This window comes from Chryseolinea sp. H1M3-3 (assembly GCF_029360725.1).
GTDB lineage: Bacteria > Bacteroidota > Bacteroidia > Cytophagales > Cyclobacteriaceae > Chryseolinea.
The window spans coordinates 250,531-267,744 of the sequence record NZ_JARKMY010000001.1 but is presented as its reverse complement, the minus strand read 5'-3'; the positions used below and the strand labels follow the sequence as shown (position 1 = coordinate 267,744).

General features: G+C 41.5%; 18 protein-coding genes. 15 read left to right on the top strand and 3 right to left on the bottom strand.

Annotated elements, in window-relative coordinates; translation table 11 throughout:
* Window positions 1-155: 155 nt before the first annotated feature.
* The 7 genes from rplM to P2W71_RS01040 all read left to right on the top strand — a co-directional run bounded on the left by rplM (window position 156) and on the right by P2W71_RS01040 (window position 6,624).
* Entirely contained in the window at window positions 156-599 is a 444-nt protein-coding gene (gene rplM, locus P2W71_RS01070) for a 50S ribosomal protein L13 (RefSeq protein WP_276365892.1), read from the top strand.
* Window positions 600-602: 3 nt separating this feature from the next.
* On the top strand, window positions 603-989 hold the full coding sequence (gene rpsI / locus P2W71_RS01065) for a 30S ribosomal protein S9 (protein ID WP_276365890.1): 387 nt from the start codon (window positions 603-605) through the stop codon (window positions 987-989).
* A gap of 19 nt (window positions 990-1,008) precedes the next feature.
* The gene (rpsB, locus tag P2W71_RS01060) at window positions 1,009-1,779 is read left to right on the top strand and encodes a 30S ribosomal protein S2 (protein ID WP_276365888.1); all 771 of its coding nucleotides are present in this window, start codon (window positions 1,009-1,011) and stop codon (window positions 1,777-1,779) included.
* A gap of 107 nt (window positions 1,780-1,886) precedes the next feature.
* On the top strand, window positions 1,887-2,720 hold the full coding sequence (gene tsf / locus P2W71_RS01055) for a translation elongation factor Ts (RefSeq protein ID WP_276365886.1): 834 nt from the start codon (window positions 1,887-1,889) through the stop codon (window positions 2,718-2,720).
* A 91-nt stretch (window positions 2,721-2,811) separates the two neighbouring features.
* Window positions 2,812-4,170, top strand: coding sequence for an NAD-dependent succinate-semialdehyde dehydrogenase (locus P2W71_RS01050; RefSeq protein ID WP_276365883.1), 1,359 nt, complete (start codon window positions 2,812-2,814; stop codon window positions 4,168-4,170).
* A 76-nt stretch (window positions 4,171-4,246) separates the two neighbouring features.
* A complete protein-coding gene (locus P2W71_RS01045) occupies window positions 4,247-4,960 on the top strand; it encodes a head GIN domain-containing protein (RefSeq protein WP_276365880.1) in 714 nt (237 codons plus the stop codon).
* Window positions 4,961-5,220: 260 nt separating this feature from the next.
* Window positions 5,221-6,624, top strand: coding sequence for an MATE family efflux transporter (locus P2W71_RS01040; RefSeq protein WP_276365878.1), 1,404 nt, complete (start codon window positions 5,221-5,223; stop codon window positions 6,622-6,624).
* A gap of 47 nt (window positions 6,625-6,671) precedes the next feature.
* Here the strand turns inward: P2W71_RS01040 and P2W71_RS01035 are convergent, their stop codons facing one another.
* The gene (locus P2W71_RS01035; RefSeq protein ID WP_276365875.1) at window positions 6,672-6,956 is read right to left on the bottom strand and encodes a hypothetical protein; all 285 of its coding nucleotides are present in this window, start codon (window positions 6,954-6,956) and stop codon (window positions 6,672-6,674) included.
* 358 nt (window positions 6,957-7,314) lie between these two features.
* On the opposite strand from P2W71_RS01035, the gene cmk reads away from it, so the two are divergent.
* The 7 genes from cmk (at window position 7,315) to P2W71_RS01000 (ending at window position 13,343) form a co-directional block, all read left to right on the top strand.
* Window positions 7,315-8,004, top strand: a complete 690-nt coding sequence (gene cmk, locus P2W71_RS01030; protein WP_276365872.1) for a (d)CMP kinase — start codon at window positions 7,315-7,317, stop codon at window positions 8,002-8,004.
* A gap of 130 nt (window positions 8,005-8,134) precedes the next feature.
* Window positions 8,135-9,499 carry a Na(+)-translocating NADH-quinone reductase subunit A gene (locus tag P2W71_RS01025; RefSeq protein WP_276365869.1) on the top strand — a complete coding sequence of 455 codons (1,365 nt, stop codon included), beginning with the start codon at window positions 8,135-8,137 and terminating at the stop codon, window positions 9,497-9,499.
* Between the two features lie 7 nt (window positions 9,500-9,506).
* Entirely contained in the window at window positions 9,507-10,709 is a 1,203-nt protein-coding gene (locus P2W71_RS01020) for an NADH:ubiquinone reductase (Na(+)-transporting) subunit B (RefSeq protein WP_276365866.1), read from the top strand.
* Complete coding sequence (gene nqrC / locus P2W71_RS01015) at window positions 10,696-11,415, top strand: NADH:ubiquinone reductase (Na(+)-transporting) subunit C (protein WP_276365863.1); 720 nt, start codon at window positions 10,696-10,698, stop codon at window positions 11,413-11,415. Before P2W71_RS01020 ends, nqrC begins: the two co-directional genes overlap by 14 nt.
* A 4-nt stretch (window positions 11,416-11,419) precedes the next feature.
* Window positions 11,420-12,082 (top strand): NADH:ubiquinone reductase (Na(+)-transporting) subunit D, encoded by a 663-nt coding sequence (locus P2W71_RS01010; RefSeq protein WP_276365861.1) that lies wholly within the window; start codon window positions 11,420-11,422, stop codon window positions 12,080-12,082.
* Between the two features lie 12 nt (window positions 12,083-12,094).
* Window positions 12,095-12,709 carry an NADH:ubiquinone reductase (Na(+)-transporting) subunit E gene (nqrE, locus tag P2W71_RS01005; RefSeq protein ID WP_276365858.1) on the top strand — a complete coding sequence of 205 codons (615 nt, stop codon included), beginning with the start codon at window positions 12,095-12,097 and terminating at the stop codon, window positions 12,707-12,709.
* Window positions 12,710-12,773: 64 nt separating this feature from the next.
* Window positions 12,774-13,343, top strand: a complete 570-nt coding sequence (locus tag P2W71_RS01000; protein ID WP_276365855.1) for a DUF502 domain-containing protein — start codon at window positions 12,774-12,776, stop codon at window positions 13,341-13,343.
* Window positions 13,344-13,346: 3 nt separating this feature from the next.
* On the opposite strand, the gene mnmA is transcribed toward P2W71_RS01000, so the two are convergent.
* Both mnmA and P2W71_RS00990 read right to left on the bottom strand, forming a co-directional pair.
* Window positions 13,347-14,573 (bottom strand): tRNA 2-thiouridine(34) synthase MnmA, encoded by a 1,227-nt coding sequence (mnmA, locus tag P2W71_RS00995; RefSeq protein ID WP_276365852.1) that lies wholly within the window; start codon window positions 14,571-14,573, stop codon window positions 13,347-13,349.
* Window positions 14,574-14,598: 25 nt separating this feature from the next.
* Window positions 14,599-15,837, bottom strand: a complete 1,239-nt coding sequence (locus tag P2W71_RS00990; RefSeq protein WP_276365849.1) for a TlpA disulfide reductase family protein — start codon at window positions 15,835-15,837, stop codon at window positions 14,599-14,601.
* Between the two features lie 78 nt (window positions 15,838-15,915).
* On the opposite strand from P2W71_RS00990, the gene P2W71_RS00985 reads away from it, so the two are divergent.
* Entirely contained in the window at window positions 15,916-17,088 is a 1,173-nt protein-coding gene (locus P2W71_RS00985; protein ID WP_276365846.1) for a CaiB/BaiF CoA-transferase family protein, read from the top strand.
* Window positions 17,089-17,214: the final 126 nt, after the last annotated feature.

Here is a 17,214-nt window from a genome sequence, read left to right as displayed (position 1 = left end):
ATCAATAGTTTTGGCGATTTTGTATATTTGTCTTTCGCCTGGAGACTGTTCAATACTTAAATTCTCAAATTTGTTAAAGCAGCTTGCATTTCCCGGAACAGCAAATTACCTTTGTGTCCCTTTTTGAAGGGGGTACTGTATTTAATTGATAAAAAATGGATCACAATAGCTACAAAACAAGCTACGCCAATAAAGCCACAGTGGAGAAAGGCTGGTTTGTGGTGGATGCAAATTCACAAGTATTAGGCCGCGTTGCGAGCGAAATAGCGCGTATTTTGCGTGGAAAACACAAAACAAGCTATAGCCCGCATGTCGATTGCGGTGATAATGTTATTGTTATCAATGCAGAGAAAGTAAGAATGACAGGTAAAAAATGGACCGACCGGGTTATTTTTACCCATTCAGGCTATCCAGGCGGTCAACGCGAGCATACTCCTACATTAATTCGTTCAAAACACCCTGAGCGTTTAATTGAACATGCTGTTCGTGGAATGCTACCCAAAAACAGATTGGGAAGTGAGCTTTACAGAAGCTTACACGTTTACACCGGCGCAGAACATCCTCACACAGCACAACAACCTAAAGAATTAAAGTTCTAATACATGCAGATTACAAGCACCATCGGTAGACGAAAAACATCCATTGCCCGGGTGTATGTAAAGCCGGGTAAAGGAGATATTTTAGTAAATGATCGCGATTTAAAAGAATATTTTATTTCGGAGATTCATCAAACACTTGCGAAACAAGCGTTAGCTGCTCTTAAGTTAGAAGGCAGTTATGACGTAACTGTTAACGTTGAAGGTGGTGGTGTAACAGGACAAGCTGAGGCAGTGCGTTTAGGTATTGCCCGCGCATTGGTTGAAATTAGCGCCGAAAATAAACCAACCCTGAGGAAAGAGGGCTTCATGACCCGTGACTCAAGAATGGTGGAGCGTAAGAAACCAGGCCGTAGAAAGGCAAGAAGGAAATTCCAGTTTAGCAAGCGATAGAACAATACGTAAAAACAGAATGGCTGAAAAATTAACATATCAGGAATTATTGGATGCAGGTGTTCACTTTGGTCACCTTACCCGTAAATGGAATCCGAAGATGGCTGAGTACATCTTCATGGAAAATAATGGCATCCATATTATTGACCTGAACAAAACTTTGTCACAATTGGACGAAGCTATTTTTGCCTTAAAAAATATTGTTCGTTCCGGACGCAAAATCATGTTTGTTGCTACTAAAAAACAAGCAAAGGATATTGTTACGGATGAAGCGAAACGATTGAACATGCCTTTTGTAACTGAGCGCTGGCTTGGTGGTATGCTAACCAATTTTGCAACGATCAGAAAATCATTGAAAAAACTTGCGCAGATTGAAAAGTTGATGAAGGACGAAGCTTTCACCAACCTTGCAAAGCGCGAAAGATTAATGATTACACGCGAGAAGGCGAAACTTGAAAAATTATTAGGAGGTATTGCCGACTTGAATAGGCTTCCAGCAGCACTTTTTGTTATTGATGTGAAACGTGAGCATATCGCGGTTACTGAAGCACAAAAATTGAACATCCCTGTTTTTGCATTGGTTGATACAAATTCTGATCCTTCTGGAGTAGATTTCCCAATTCCTGCAAATGACGATGCCTTTAAGTCAATCTCCATCCTTACCAAGCACATCGGTAAAGTAATTGAAGAGTCGTTGATGGAGCGCAAGAAAGACAAGGAAGATGCCGCCCATAAAAAGGATGAAGACGAAAAAAGACGAGTAGACGAGCCGGTAGAAGAAACGAAGTAGATATTTAAAACATAGAAGTTTTTAGTCGTCCTGCCGCTTGCAAACAATTAAGCCGGTGGGACGGTTTATTTTAGGCCAAATCATAAAAATTAAAATCACTATATAATATGTCAGCTATATCAGCGCAAGATGTAAACAAGCTCCGCCAAATGACTGGTGCCGGTATGATGGATTGTAAAAAAGCCCTTACCGAAGCAGGTGGAGATTTTGAAAAAGCCATCGAAATCTTAAGAAAAAAAGGACAGAAAGTATCTGCATCTCGTTCTGACCGTGATGCAAAAGAGGGTTCTGTTTTCATTAAGGTAAGTGATGATAAAAAAGAAGCTGTTCTGATTGCGCTTAATTGCGAGACAGATTTTGTTGCTAAAAATGAAGAGTTTCAAGCTTTAGGAAAACTAATTGCCGATACTGCTTTTAATAGCAAGCCGGCCGACAAAGAAGGCTTATTAAATCTTAAAGCTGGTGCGCTTACATTAAATGATAAAATCGTTGAGCTGGTAGGTAAAATCGGCGAAAAAATCGAAGTGAGTGAGTACATTCACATGAAAGGTGAAACCGTAGTTCCTTACATTCACGCTGGTTCCAAACTCGGTGTATTGGTTTCTTTGAAGGGCATCAATGGAAAGGATGTAACAGAAGCTGGAAAAGACGTAGGGATGCAAATTGCCGCAATGAACCCGGTTGCTGTAGACGAAAAATCTGTCGACAAATCATTGATCGAGAAAGAACTTGAAATTGCGAAAGCTCAGATTCTTGCTGAAGGCAAACCTGAAAATATGGTTGAAAAGATCGCACAAGGTAAGCTGAATAAATTCTTTAAGGATAGTACCTTATTGCACCAGGCCTTTGTGAAAGACAACTCTAAGACTGTGGCCCAATACCTGGATAGTGTGTCCAAAGGATTAACAGTAGCTGAATTTAAACGGGTATCCATCGGATAAGATTTCTGTAAATCATAAATGACTAAAGCCAGGCTGAGAACCTGGCTTTTCTTTTTTTCGTTTTGCCCTATTAAAACATAAATTGAATTTCATGTTTAAATCGATACATCCATTCAATCAGTCAATAGTCGGCGAGTTTCCTGTTATGACTGCCTCAACGGTCAATGAAAAGCTTCACGTAGCCGCCAAAGTATTCCGCGACTGGAAAAAAACTTCTTATGCACAGCGAAGTGATCTGATGTTAAAGGCGGCGTCAATCATCAGGCAAAACAAAGAAGCGTATGCCCGCACCATTACTTTGGAAATGGGAAAGCTGTTAACGGAAGCCCGTGCTGAAGTAGAAAAGAGTGCTACGGCATGCGAATACTTTGCGGAAAATGCCGCGGAATTTTTAAAGGATCAGTCCATATCTACGGAAGCGAAGCAAAGCTTTGTTGCTTTTCAACCGATAGGCGCTGTGTTAGCTATTATGCCTTGGAATTTTCCGTTCTGGCAAGTCTTCCGGTTTGCAGCGCCAGCATTGATGGCCGGTAATGTTGCAATATTAAAACATGCGCCAAATGTCACGCAATGCTCTTTAATGATTGAAAAAATATTTTTAGAGGCAGGATTTCCGCTTGGAGTTTTTCAAAGTCTGGTCATAGAAGTGGATCTGGTTCAGCATGTTATCACTTCTGACATTGTCCAAGGCGTGGCGCTTACAGGTAGCGAGGCTGCAGGGTCGAACGTAGCGTCCATCGCTGGTAAGAATATCAAAAGAAGCGTGCTTGAACTTGGCGGGAGTGACGCTTTTATCGTGTTGCCGGATGCTGACCTGGACCGTACCGTGAAAATTGCCACGCAATCAAGGATGCAAAACGTAGGGCAATCGTGCATCGCCGCTAAGCGATTTATTGTTTTCAAGTCTGTTAAAGAACAATTTGTGTCGCGATTTGCAGCGCAAATAAAATCCCTTGTTCAAGGGGATCCGTTTGATGAAAAAACCACCTTAGGTCCCATGGCGCGAATTGATTTGGCAGAGAAGCTACAAAGCCAAATGCAATTGTCAATGTCCAAGGGTGCCAGGTTATTGGCTGGAGGCGTAAGAAAGGGATGTAACTTTCAAGCGACCTTGTTAGACGATGTTCGCCCGGGAATGCCTGCTTTTGAGGAAGAAACTTTTGGCCCACTAGCAGCCGTGATTACTGTTGAAAATGAAACAGAAGCCATCGCACTGGCCAACCAAACGCGGTATGGTTTGGGAGCTACTGTCTGGTCGCAAGACTTGGAGCGGGCGGTCCGTATTGCGCGGGAATTGGAATCGGGGTCCGTTTTAATAAATGCACTTATGCGCTCTGATGTGAGACTTCCTTTTGGAGGGATCAAAAAATCCGGCTATGGTAGAGAATTGTCAGAATTTGGCATCAAGGAATTTGTAAACATCAAAACCATTTCCATAATGCAAGGTTGATCATCCTTGAAAATTTATTAATCGCGATATAGGGGTGATGACAATCTCGATTGTCTAATGAGCAAATAACACTACTATGTTTCGACATGTTCATGCTTTTTCTACCATTCTTGTGCTTATCATCATGCCAGTTCTTACTGCTTGTTTTCGTGAGGACCCGGGTCCGCTGCAGGAAGTCCGTAAGGACTATGCCATCACCGATTTCGATCGATTAGAAATGGGAGATGCTTTTAATATCGAAGTGGAACACGGTAATACATTTAGTATAGAAGTGCGCGGGGACCGCAGGAACATCGACGACCTTGAAGTTTACAAGAGTGGGAATACACTCATGATTAAATTTGAAGATAATAGTAATCGTCATCACAGCACCTATGTTGACATAACCATGCCACGGCTGGAATCTGTTAATTTTTCAGGCGCAAGTGTATCAAAAATAAGAGGTTTTACGAGCGACGATGATTTTGATTTTTATTTGTCAGGTGCTTCCGTGTCGCAGTTAGATGCAGATTTTCGCGAAATAAATCTAATACTTTCCGGAGCATCGTCAGCGGTATTGTTTGGATCGGGAGATGAATTGCATGGTGAAGTTTCCGGAGCTTCCTCTCTTAAAGCTTTCGATTATCCGGTCAGAGAAGCTACGCTGAATGTAACTGGTGCCAGCGAAGCAAGGGTAACAGCCACAGACGAGTTGAGCGTAACAGCAAGCGGGGCCAGTTCAGTTTTATACCGCGGTAATCCCTCACTTACCACAAATACCTCCGGCGCAAGTACGGTTCAAAAAGATTGAAATAATAGATAAACGTTAATAGTTAAAGTAATGACCGTTACTTTTAAGTATTAACGCATCCTGCGTTGTGAAAATTAATTACATTTTTTCCTTCCTAACCCAAACTTTATGCAATCTTTATCGTAAGCTTAGTTTTCGGTACATTCTTTAACGAATTATGGTCATTGTGTTTTAGGTTTGGTACGTCCAAACATCTTTAATGTTCTCACCTCCCTCTGCGGAGGATTTTTCCATTTGTTAAAATTTTAAATCGTTATTGAATGTCAGTTTCTAAAAAACTCAATTCTTTTTTTCGCCTTTTTAAACAAGCGCTGAGAGGCGATACCCAAGATTACACGTCGATCAGTATTGATAAAGCGATTGTGCTGTTATCCATTCCGATGATTCTGGAAATGGCCATGGAGTCATTGTTTGCCGTAGTGGACGTTTACTATGTAAGTCGTTTGAATGACAATGACGCAGTAGCTACGGTAGGGCTAACCGAATCCGTTCTCACGCTTATATATTCTTTGGCCATGGGATTAAGCATGGGTGCTACGGCCATGGTTGCCCGAAGGGTAGGAGAGAAGGATATCAAAGCAGCACAAGTTGCTGCGATGCAAGCTATCTACATTGGTGTAGGCATATCGTTACTCATTTCCATCGTAGGCATTTTCTTTTCTGAAGATATCCTTCGCGTGATGGGTGCGAGCGAATCGCTTATTCAAAATAATTCAGGTTACACCCGCTGGATGTTTACAGGCAACATCACGATCATGCTTTTGTTCCTTATTAATGGGGTGTTCCGCGGAGCAGGTGATGCATCTATTGCTATGCGCGCGTTGTTGCTCGCCAATGGGCTTAATATTATGCTCGATCCGGTTTTTATTTTCGGCATTGGTCCTATACCTGCCTATGGCGTAGAGGGAGCTGCAATTGCTACCAATATCGGGAGAGGAATCGGGGTCTTATTTCAACTTTATCATTTATTCAACGGCAAAGGGTTAATAAAACTTCGTACCAATATTGCAGTGATGTGGGACATCATTTGGCGATTGATCAAGGTTTCTGCAGGCGGTACGGGACAATTTTTGATCGGGTCTGCCAGTTGGATTTTTCTAGTTCGAATTTTATCGGATTTTGGAAGTGAAGCAGTTGCCGGTTATACCATTGCCATACGCGTGATTGTGTTTGCCATTTTGCCGGCATGGGGAATGGCCAACGCTGCGGCTACACTGGTAGGACAAAACTTGGGAGCAGGTCATCCTGAAAGAGCGGAAAAATCAGTATGGAGAACAGCTTTTTTCAACATGCTGTTTTTGGCTTTCATTACAGTGATATTTTTCAGCATGGCGGAGCCTATCATAGAACTATTCTCAACTGATGCCCTGGTGTTGAAAAATGGTATTCAATGTCTTAAAATCGTTTCCGTCGGTTATATATTTTACGCCTATGGAATGGTTGTTGGCCAGTCATTTAATGGTGCGGGTGACACGCGAACTCCGACGGTTATCAGCTTCTTTGGCTTCTGGGTAATACAAATTCCAATGGCATACGCCTTGGCGAATTGGTTAGGAGCAGGAACAACGGGTGTATTTTCGGCTATTCCAATTGCTGAATCACTAATGGCCGTTGCTTCTATTCTAATTTTCAGACAAGGGAAATGGAAGACAACTAAAATTTAATTTTGAAAATGTAGAGACGCAGCCATGCGTCTCCACATTTTATTACGTTATTGAACAGGGCCCTCTGGTCCCCTCTTCTTAAATGCCGCTTTAAACGCGTTTGCTAATTCATCGCCAGCTTTTTTTAAGCTATCCTCCACTTCTTTCCACCGCTCTTTGTTTTCAGATTCATTTTTTACTTTTTCTGCAGTCTGCTTGAGGTCATCATATTTTTCTTTGAATTCTTTTTGCATCCTTTCACTCGCTTCATCCAACTCTGCCAAAAATTCATCCACTTTTTTTCCAAAGTTTTTAAAAGTTTTCTCTGTTCTTCCTTCCTTGTTCGTTTCCATAGCGTCTAATTTTTTAATCAATTTACGACACGTTGAACGATCAAAAAATTATCCGACAAAGTATTTGAGTTGTTGCGGGTCTTTACAACCCCGCATGGAGCGCAATGCTAATTCGTATTATTTGGATGCAGTAAAGGGTGAACGAACAAAATAACCGTTGTGGCCAGGTTGCACAGCCGGTTCAAATACCTATTTTTGGGTTGATCAATAACCACATTTGCGTAGTGAAAAGATTACAAAAACTTTTATCCATCTTCTTGATGATACTGCTTTTGGCTTCCTGTGCTTCCCATCATCCGCACAAACACAAAAAAATCAAACCAGGAAAACCAATGCCTTGTCCTTTAAAAGACTGCTGATGAATCTACGTAAAATCGTTATAGCCATTGATGGTTACTCAGCATGTGGAAAAAGTAGCACAGCCAAACTCGTGGCGAATATTTTGGGCTATAGGTACATTGATACCGGCGCAATGTATCGTGCCGTTACGTTGTATTTTATGGAGCATCACGTTGCAATCACTAATCCAAAGGAAGTTTCACGCGCGCTTCAACAAATAAACATCGCTTTTGTAGTCAATTCAAAAAACGTTACAGAAACTTTTCTTAATGGCCTCAATGTCGAAAAGACTATTCGAAGCATGCGGGTATCAGAACGCGTCAGTGAAATAAGCGCCATTAAAGAAGTACGAATGGCGATGGTGGAACAACAGCGCAAAATGGGTAAGGAAAAGGCGGTGGTGATGGACGGTCGTGACATTGGTACGGTAGTTTTTCCACAGGCAGAATTGAAACTCTTTATGAGTGCTGATTTGTTGGTGCGTGCTTTTAGGCGTCAGAAAGAATTGTTGGAAAAAGATAGGATGATAGACCTCGATGATGTGATCACGAATATCGTACAGCGCGATGAAATTGATACTACACGCGCTGAGAGTCCACTGAGAAAGGCCGATGATGCTATATTGATTGACACCACTCATGTATCACTGGATGAGCAAGTGGATGAAGTTGTCCGATTGGCTTTGGCCAAGATGATCATAAATGCTTAAGGGCACCTTTTTTACGCCAAATAATAGCAAAAAACTTACGTCCCGATAGTATTTCAAAAATTGGGATTCTCCTATTGTATGTTGTTAAAAATGCTAATTTTGCCACGTCCTAAATTTAGACGCCAGGTACATGGGCAAATTTATACGATTGAAGAAGGGCTTTGATATCAATCTCTCAGGAAAAGCCACTACGAAATTAGCGCAAACTGATCAACCCGAAACTTTCGCTATTAAGCCAACCGATTTTAACGGTATTTACATGCCAAAAGTCGTAGTAAGTGAAGGCGATATCGTCAAAGCGGGCGCTCCGCTTTTTCACGATAAAAAAAATGAAAGCATTATCTTTTCTTCTCCCGTTAGTGGAGAAGTGGTAGAGGTTAAACGGGGCGAAAAGCGTAAGCTACTCGAAGTTAAAATACTTGCTGACAGAACCGTTGAACATCTACCTTTTAACAAATACTCTGTTTCGGAAATTGAAAACCTTAGTCGCGAGGTTGTCAAACAACAGCTTTTAAAAAGTGGTGTTTGGTTAAATTTGGTACAACGTCCGTTTGGCGTAGTCGCTGATCCTGCCGAGACACCGAAATCCATTTTTATCTCTGGCTTTGATTCGCATCCCTTAGCACCCGATTATAACTTCCTATTTAAAGGACAAGAGCAATACTTTCAGACAGGAATTGAAATTTTAAAGAAGCTTACGACCGGTCCTATTCATCTCAATGTCCACACTAAGAAAGAGATAGGAGCAATTTTTTCGCAAGCGCATGGAGTAGAACTTAATAAATTCTCCGGCCCACATCCATCCGGTTGTGTAGGTGTCCAAATTCATCATTTAGATCCACTCGGAAAAAGTGATGTCATCTGGACGATTAATCCGTATGGTGTAATTCAAATGGGTAAACTTTTTCTAAACGGAATTTACGATGCTTCCAAGATTATTGCGGTAGCTGGTTCTGAAGTTAAGGATCCTCAGTATTACAAAACTTATACTGGAGCATCAGTTAAGAAGTTCATTCAAAATAATTTGAAGCAAGACCATGTGCGCATCGTATCCGGCAATGTTCTGACCGGAACAAAAATCGGCAGGGAAGACCATATGGGATTTTTCGATCACCTGGTTTCTGTAATCCCTGAAGGAGATCAATATGAATTTCTTGGGTGGATCACGCCTTCGTCAAATAAATTAAGCCTGAGCCGGGCATGGGGTCTTTTTTCATTTCTGAATTACAATAAGGAATATATTTTAGATAGCAATACAAAGGGTGAACCGCGCGCATTTGTACAGACTGGTGTTTTTGAAAAAGTGACACCCATGGACATACTGCCAACGCACCTGCTAAAGGCGATCATCGCAGAAGACTATGATGACATGGAGGCGCTGGGTATCTATGAGGTAATTGAAGAGGATCTGGCACTATGTGAATTTGTGGATGTATCAAAACATCATGTGCAGGCCATTTTACGTGAAGGAATTGAATTAATGCAGAATAGCTAACGTATATATGAAGTTTTTACGCGACGCCCTGGATAAGGCAAAACACAATTTTGAAAAAGGAGGCAAGTGGGAGAAATACTACTATGTTTTCGAGGCCTTCGATACGTTTGCATTTGTACCCAATACAACTACTCCTCCAAAAGGCGCGCAAATCAGAGATGCTGTTGACATGAAACGGCTTATGATGACGGTCATTATTGCAATGGTACCGTGCCTGATCTTTGGAATTTTTAACATTGGCTACCAGCATTTTTTGGCAATAGGTCAGGAAGGAAGCATTGGTGAAATGTTTTGGATCGGTCTGGTGCAGGTTGTTCCTATCATCATTGTTTCTTATGCGGCTGGCCTGGGGGTTGAATTTATATTTGCAACGTTTAGAAGACACCCGGTTAATGAAGGGTTCCTCGTAACCGGTATGCTCATACCTTTGGTCATGCCGCCGGATGTTCCCTTGTGGCAAGTAGCAATAGCCACTGTATTTGCTGTTATTATTGGAAAAGAGGCTTTTGGGGGAACCGGAATGAACGTGGTGAATGTTGCATTAACGGCACGCGCTTTTTTATATTTTGCTTACCCGGTAGACATCGCCGGTGAAGTTTGGACGTATCTGCCCGAAGGTGTTAAAACTGTGGAGGGTTACTCTGGAGCGACGCCACTTGCTATTGCGGCAAACTCGATAACTACAGGTGAGAATGCTGTAAATGCTTTAACTCATTTCGGTACTGGCTGGGCAGACCACCTCTATAGTTTTGAAAATATGTTTCTTGGATTGATACCCGGTAGCGTTGGTGAAACGTCTACTTTAATGTGTTTGATTGGTGCTTTCATATTAATCTTCACTGGAGTAGGTAGTTGGAAGATTATTGTAAGTGTTTTCGCAGGAGCATTTGGAATGGGACTCTTTTTAAATGCGGTAGGAGGAAACCCTTTTGTTGAATTACCTGCTCATTATCATTTGGTAATGGGTGGATTGGCATTTGGTGCAGTATTTATGGCCACAGATCCGGTTACTGCTTCACAAACTGAAACGGGTAAATGGATTTATGGAGCATTGATTGGTGTTATGACCGTGCTTATTCGTGTCTTCAATCCTGCATACCCGGAAGGAATTATGTTGGCAATACTTCTGATGAATGTATTCGCTCCGCTGATTGATTATTTTGTAGTAAATGCAAACAAAAAACGTAGATTAAAACGTGCGACAGTCTAATTCATATATCGTAATATATGCTGCGGTTCTTACCATCGTATGCGGTGGACTGCTAGCAATGGCTGCTGAAGGCTTGAAAGAAAAGCAACAGTTTAATGTAGCGCTTGAGCAAAAAAAGAATATTCTTTCCACTGTTATTAACATCGAGGAAGGCCAGGATGTTAATCGTCTTTACGAGCAGCGTGTTAAACAATTTGTGGTTGATTTCAACGGGGATGTAAGGAGTGATGTTAAACCACAAGATGTTAACCTGTCGGTTGAATATAAGAAACCTGCTAAAGACCGTCTCCTACCCGTTTACGAATTTGTGAATGAAAGCGATTCCAGCAAAGTGGACAATGTAGTTCTCCCGGTTTATGGCTATGGACTATGGAATGATATATGGGGATTTGTGGCACTGGAGTCAGATATGAATACCATAAAAGGCGTTAAGTTTGATCACAAAGGAGAAACACCTGGTTTAGGAGCACGAATAGAATCCGACCCGGAACTTCAGGCAAGATATCAAGGTAAATCTATCTATGAAGGGGATAAACTAGTTTCAGTTACCATGATGAAAGGAGAGGGAAATGACTACAGCGACGATAAGCATAAAGTAGATGGCATGTCTGGAGCAACACTTACTGCAAAGGGTGTCAACAACATGTTAAGCGACTATCTCCAGAGTTACGAGAGGTATCTAAAAAAGAAAAAAACAAATAGCTAAAGATATGAGCGAAACTGTTGAAAAAGTAGAAGTAAAAAAAAGCGAGCCGCTCTTTACTAAAAAGAATAAAAAGCTCATCACGAACCCCCTGGATATTGATAATCCGATTACAGTTCAGGTATTGGGAATTTGCTCGGCCTTAGCAGTAACGACACAACTCAAGCCAGCGTTTATAATGGCAGTTAGCTTGACCATTGTAACCGCTTGTTCCAACGTCGCTATTTCGGCAATGCGTAACTCAATTCCCTCGCGTATTAGAATTATAGTGCAATTGGCTGTTGTATCCCTGTGGGTCACATTGGTGAATGAATTATTGAAAGCTTACGTATATGACGTATCAAAACAGCTTTCCGTATTTGTGGGATTGATTATAACCAACTGTATTGTAATGGGTAGATTGGAAGCTTACGCCATGAGTAACAAGCCGGGTCCATCATTTTTGGATGGTTTAGGAAATGGGTTAGGCTACGGATTGATTTTAATGACAATAGCATTTTTTCGCGAATTTTTAGGCAGCGGTGCACTGTTTGGATTTAAAGTTTTTGATTTGATCGGACTTCATTATCAGGGAAATGGCCTGATGTTGCTACCCGCAGGCGCGTGTATAATCCTAGGGATTATTATCTGGATTCAAAGAAGTATGAACGGTTATCGTGAAACACACTAATTTTCTAAAAGAATGGAAAATCTTATAAACATCGGGGTCAGGTCTATCTTTATTGATAACATGATCTTCGCGTATTTTCTTGGAATGTGTTCATTTCTTGCAATTTCTAAGAAAGTTAGCACTGCATTTGGTTTGGGTGTTGCTGTAGTGTTCGTGCTTGGAATTACGATTCCAATTAATTGGTTAATTCAGAATTACGTTTTAAATGCTGGCGCATTGGCATGGGTAAGTGCAGATTTTGCTAGCATTGATCTCAACTTTCTTCAATTTATTGTATTCATTTCTGTTATCGCTGCCGTTGTTCAATTAACTGAAATGGCCGTGGAAAAATTTTCACCGGCACTGTATGGAACTTTAGGAATTTTTCTTCCTCTGATCGCGGTTAATTGCTCCATTCTTGGCGGCGCTTTATTCATGGTGGGGAGACCCTACAATCTTACTGAGGCTACTGTGTATGGGTTCGGTTCCGGTATCGGTTGGTTATTGGCAATTGTGGCACTAGCTGGTGTTCGCGAAAAGATGAAATATTCAAATGTTCCCGGACCGCTGAAAGGACTCGGCATAACATTTATCCTCGTAGGGTTAATGTCTTTTGGATTCCTTAGTTTCTTAGGATTTTCATTATAAAGAAGATAAAAAATTAAAAAACTAAGGCTTCCGAAAAACCGGGAGCCTTTTTTATTACAAAACTATGGACCACATCTTCAAACGTATCCTTCGCTACTTTTTTAGTGGCACCCTTTTTATCGTACCATTGCTCGCGACGGTCTATGTGATTTATATTTCCTTTCGCGAGCTAGATGACTTGTTGGAACTTCCTTATCCGGGCCTGGGCTTCGCTATTATTTTCCTGGCGATTACGTTGTTTGGATATCTCACGACCAACTTTGCTTTCCAGACATTCACACATTGGTTTGACCGACTGATGAATAAAATCCCTTTGGTTAAATTAATTTATGGCGCTATAAAAGACTTGCTCGATGCTTTTGTTGGTGAAAAGAAAAAATTCAACAAACCAGTGCTGGTAGAAATCAATCAGGAAAATAAATTATATCAAATTGGATTTATTACACAAGCCGATCTCAAAGAACTCGGGCTGAAAGATATGGTGTCTGTATATCTGCCACATTCGTATGCTTTTTCTGGGCTACATTATATCATACCCAAAGAGCGCGTCACGCCATTAAATATTTCTGGACCTGCGGCAATGAAGTATATTGTTTCGGGCGGAGTAAGTGGAATAACAGAAGGAAAATTCTAAGAACTAATTGATCACGCCAGAACCAATCAATTCGTCGCCATCATACCAGGCGGCAAATTGACCTGGTGTAATACTTTTTTGTGGGCTGTCAAAAATGATATAAAGTCCTTCTGGACTTCTGTTCAGGGTGCAGGGTACAAGGCTTTGTCTGTATCGTACCCGTGCAGAATACTTTCTTGAGTTACCAATTTCCAAAGTATGATCTGGTCTAACCCAATGGATATCGGTCGTTGCAACGAACAACCCTTTACGATATAGGCCCGGATGATTTTCGCCCATCCCTGTGTAAATAATGTTTTCGTTTGTATCCGTGCCTATTACAAAAAGGGGTTTTTCGTAGCCGCCCAGGTTGAGACCTTTGCGCTGCCCAATCGTGTAATAGTGCGCACCCTTGTGTTCTCCGATAGTTTCACCCAGGTCGGCTGACAGACTATAACTCGCTGAAAGATTTTTCAAATCTGAAGGTTCATAACCATTCTTGAATGCCGGTGAATCAGCGGGTACCTCAATCACTTTTCCTTTCTTAGCCTCCAAACGTTGTTGCAAGAAATCAGGTAGATGCACCTTACCCACAAAGCATAACCCTTGCGAATCCTTTTTATCTGCTGTTACCAGATTTATTTTACGGGCAATCTCTCTAACCTCTGGCTTAAGCAACTCGCCCACAGGAAAGAGTGATTTCGAAAGTTGTGCTTGTGTGAGTTGGCACAAAAAGTAGCTTTGATCTTTATTTGAATCTTTGCCACTTAGTAGGCGAAAGATTTTCTTCCCCTCTTTTTCGATTTCAGATTTTCGCGCATAGTGACCCGTTGCAACAAAATCAGCCCCGATTTTTAACGCAGCATTTAAGAAAATATCAAACTTGATTTCACGATTACACAATACATCCGGGTTTGGTGTTCGGCCCCTCTGATATTCGGCGAACATGTAATCTACAATTCGTTCTTTGTATTCTTTGCTAAGATCTATCGCCTGAAAAGGGATACCTAAATGTTGGGCAACAATCATGGCATCATTGCTATCATCGAGCCACGGACATTCTTTGCTGATAGTTACAGAATCGTCGTGCCAGTTCTTCATAAACATCCCGATGACTTCATAACCCTGTTCTTTAAGAATGTATGCAGCCACACTGGAATCCACACCCCCTGAGAGCCCGACAACAACGCGCTTCCCCTTTCCTATTTTAAGAGTATCAGCGGTTGCAATCGATTTATTTGAGAATTCCATGATTTTGATTGGCAAAACTAAGCAATTATTTCAACGCTATATCTTGCGCTAAAAGTTCATTAACGGTTTGATTGAATTGCTCTTTATACTGTTCATAGTAAATACCAGTACTGGGCCCGGAAAAGCCAGTATGAATCTTCTTCACTTTTCCATCTTTTCCAATGAAAATAGTGGTAGGAAAGGCAACCACACGATTGAGCATTGGTAAAGTTTCTGAGGCCTTGTCCTTGTCGTCGGTGCCCGCAATAACGAAGTCATAGGAGACATTAAGCTTATCGACCATTTTCTTTACGCGATTACTGGCATACGTAAAGTCAGGTTTTCGCTCGTACGCCAAACCAATAATCTCAACTCCACGACCTTTATTTTCCCGATACCAGGGAGCCAGGAATTTAGTTTCATCCATGCAATTCGGGCACCAGGTCCCAAAAATTTGAAGCACCACTACTTTATTCTTGTATTTGTCATCATTTAGGCTAACGTTATTTCCATTCACATCTGGGAAGTTAAATTCCACGCGCTCATATCCTTCTTTCAAGTAGGTGAGCTTGTCGGCATCGGGTAAAGAAGCATTGTCATTTCGGCGGGCTGTCCAGGATTCTTTCCATGTTTTACCTGAATAATATTCTCCAACTAACGATCCGTCTAACTGCTTTGCCGCAGTAAATAGGTACGCATAGTTTCCGTCAAAGGTGCTTAGGTGAAGTGTTCCGTTCACTACATTTCCTTGTAAAAATCTATAGTCTCCGGTTGGTGTAAGAAAGGTTCCGGTAACACTATCCTCCGCCTGTTTAAAAATCGCTATCGCCGGAGTTGTGTCCGCCTCGTGAACAAATTTTACTTCATATTTACCTGAGAAGTCAGGTATTTCTAATTGATTGGTACTCTTGTTAAACCGGTGCCATTGTCCATGAACAGCCTGAAAAGGTAAACGATAATCGGTCGCAAAATTTTTAATGAATAATCCTTCCAACGTGTCGCCTTTAAGGCGAGCTTTAATATTCGCATCAAAAATGTGCATAACAATGTCTACCGAATCACCATCGACTTTTACTTCATCTAATAGCAATCGCTCTTCAGCATTTATTAAGTAAACAACCGTTTTGTTTCCGTCTCGCTGCACGTCAAAATTAAACGGCAATTCTTTTCCTTGAATTTCAACAGTAGCGCGCCATATACCACTCTTCAAATCAACGGAGGCTTGCTCTTTTGAAGAACAACCAAATAATAAGATGCACCACGTAACTAAACAAACCTTGTCCATTTGCAATGTTTTATGATTGGCAAAATGTAAAAATGCAGGAAATGATTTACATTTTCGTCGTGTTTACAGTCACTGATCATGCTCAATGAATTAAAAGTATTGGAATTAGCCTCAGTTCTTGCGGGACCAAGTGTGGGACAGTTTTTTGCCGAATTAGGGGCAGAGGTTATCAAGATCGAGAATTTGCACACGGGCGGCGACGTAACACGTACATGGAAATTGCCGGGCGAAAATACGGACGATCGGTCATCTTATTTTTGCTCTGTAAACTGGGGCAAAAAATCTATTGCATTAGATTTAAATACGCCAGAGGGAAGAACAATCGTTTACGACCTTGCGAAAAAATCAGACATTGTTGTAGCAAGTTACAAACCTGGAGACGCCGAAAAACTTGGAGTAGATTATGACGCGTTATCCGCGCTAAATCCCCAACTCATCTATGGTCAAATCACGGGATTTGGTTCGGGTACCCCCCGCGTTGGTTACGATGCTGTGATTCAGGCAGAGGCGGGTTTCATGTTTATGAATGGAGAACCCCAAGGCAGTTCATTGAAGATGCCTGTTGCGCTTATGGACGTTATTGCGGCGCACCATTTAAAGGAAGGCATTCTGTTAGCGATGCTGCAAAAAGGTAAAACTGGAAAAGGCGATTTTATCGAAGTTTCTCTTTTACAAGCAGCCATTGCTTCTTTAGCGAACCAAGCCACGAATTGGTTGGTCGCCGGAATGATACCCCAAAAGCAAGGCTCTGCCCATCCTAACATTGCTCCTTATGGCGATATTTTCACAACAGCCGATGGCCACGAAATTCTTTTGGCTGTAGGGAGCGATCGACAATTTCAGACGTTGTGCTCCATATTAGGCAAAGCTGATCTGGCGACAGAGCCGGAATTTCGGGTAAATGCTTCGAGAGTGAAAAATCGAATCAGCCTGAATGTTATACTGAGTGATCTCTTTAAAACCCGCCTCCTAAATTACGTTACACAGCTACTTCTCGATGCCAATATTCCTTATGGCATCCTGAGAAACATGCAAGAGGTTTTTAGTATGAATGAGGCGCAATCACTTCTAATCCATTCAGAGGATAGAATTGGTGTGAAGACCTTTGTTGCCAGTAACTTTCAGTCTACTTCCTCCCACTTTCTACCACCTCCGCATTTCGGAGAACATACCAAAGAAATTCTTTTACAATCGCTTGAAATGCCCATTGAGGACGTAAACTCCCTGCTCGAGCGCCACGTCATTATCTAATCGAGCTCTTCCAAACTACTTTAGAAATGCATTTTATACGCATTTTCCAGCATTTTATTCATCAAAATGTAAAATTGTGGTAAAAAGTGGTTGAAAGTGGTTTAAAATTATCTAAGTTTGCTATTA